This is a genomic window from Sphingopyxis sp. BE235 (assembly GCF_031457175.1).
GTDB lineage: Bacteria > Pseudomonadota > Alphaproteobacteria > Sphingomonadales > Sphingomonadaceae > Sphingopyxis.
This window is the reverse complement of the sequence record NZ_JAVDWC010000012.1, coordinates 1-1,440: the sequence shown is the minus strand read 5'-3', so window position 1 is coordinate 1,440 and position 1,440 is coordinate 1. Positions and strand designations below refer to the sequence as shown.

The following is a 1,440-nucleotide window of genomic DNA, read 5'->3' as shown; positions in this document are numbered from 1 at the left end:
CTAGCACTACTTTGGCAGAAGTTTGATTTTGGGGATTCCCATTTTGGTTGATGGGTGATTCATAGGGAGCCGACGTTGGAAGGATGTCGGCGATGGATGGTGATTGGCGTGTTGATCTGGAGCGTTGGCTGGCGCCCTATCTGGAGGGCCTTGGCCACAAGGCTCGGCAACGGATGTGCCCGGCCTATGTCGCGGGCCTGATCGGTCCGGGGGATCGCAAGAGCATCCAGCCGATGGCGGCGCGGACGGGCGAAGTCGGCTATGATCGCCTGCATCACTTCATCGGTGCGGGCCTTTGGGACAGCGGTCCGCTTGAGGCGACCCTGTGGGAACAGGCCGATGCGCTGGTCGGCGGCGACAAGGCATGGCTGATCATCGACGACACCGCGTTGCCGAAGAAAGGGACGGCGTCGGTGGGAGTGGCGCCGCAATATGCATCAGCGCTGGGCAAGAATGCGAACTGCCAGACGCTCGTATCGGTGACGCTGGCGTCGCGAGAGGTGCCGATCATGCTGGGCTTGCGGCTGTTCCTGCCGGAAAGCTGGACGAGCGACGAGGCGCGCATGGTCAAGGCGGGCGTGCCCGAGCCCTTCCGCCCGTATCGCACCAAGCCGGCGATCGCTATCGAGGAAATCGACCGGGTCATTGCCGCCGGGGTGCGCTTTGGCTGTGTGCTCGCGGATGCCGGATACGGCCTCTCGGCTTCTTTCCGCCAGGGGCTGAGCACAAGAGGCTTGCACTGGGCGGTCGGCATCCCACGGCACCAGAAGGTTTATCCCGCTGATGTGCAACTGATCTTCCCCGTGGCGGGACGCGGGCGTCCCCGTCAGCACCACGTTCCGGACACCGCATCGCGCGCCGCCCACGCCGTGCTCGACGACGCAAAATGGCGACAGATCAGTTGGCGTCGGGGAACGAAGGGACGCCTGAGCGCGCGCTTTGCCGTCATGCGCGTCCGCATCGCCGACGGCCCGCCGCAACGCATCGGCGCCTCGGGCGCGCAGCACATGCCCGGGGAAGAAGCATGGCTGGTCGGCGAGCATCGCTCCAGCGGCGAGCGCAAATATTATCTCTCGAACCTGCCCGCAGATACGCCGATCCGGGATATCGCCGGCGCCATCAAGGCGCGCTGGATCTGCGAGCAGGCCCATCAGCAACTCAAGGAAGAACTCGGTCTCGACCATTTTGAAGGGCGATCATGGACAGGTCTTCATCGCCATGCCCTCATGACGATGATCGCATATGCCTACCTGCAATCCCGCCGCCTCGCTCAGGCGGGACGGAAAAAAAAGAATCGCAGGACCACCGCCGCAACCCAGTCTGCCCGCAGTCCGGCAGGCCATCCTTGATCACCTATCCAGGCCGCCGCCTGCCTGTTGCCCCCAATGCGGTCACCGCCTCCGTGAAGAGACAATCAAACTTCTGCCAAAGTAGTGCTAG

1 pseudogene is annotated in these 1,440 nt (G+C 63.7%); it reads left to right on the top strand.

From position 1 onward, the window contains the following. Window positions 1-83: 83 nt before the first annotated feature. Window positions 84-1,440, top strand: a pseudogene (locus J2X38_RS22935) (IS701 family transposase); the annotation flags it as partial.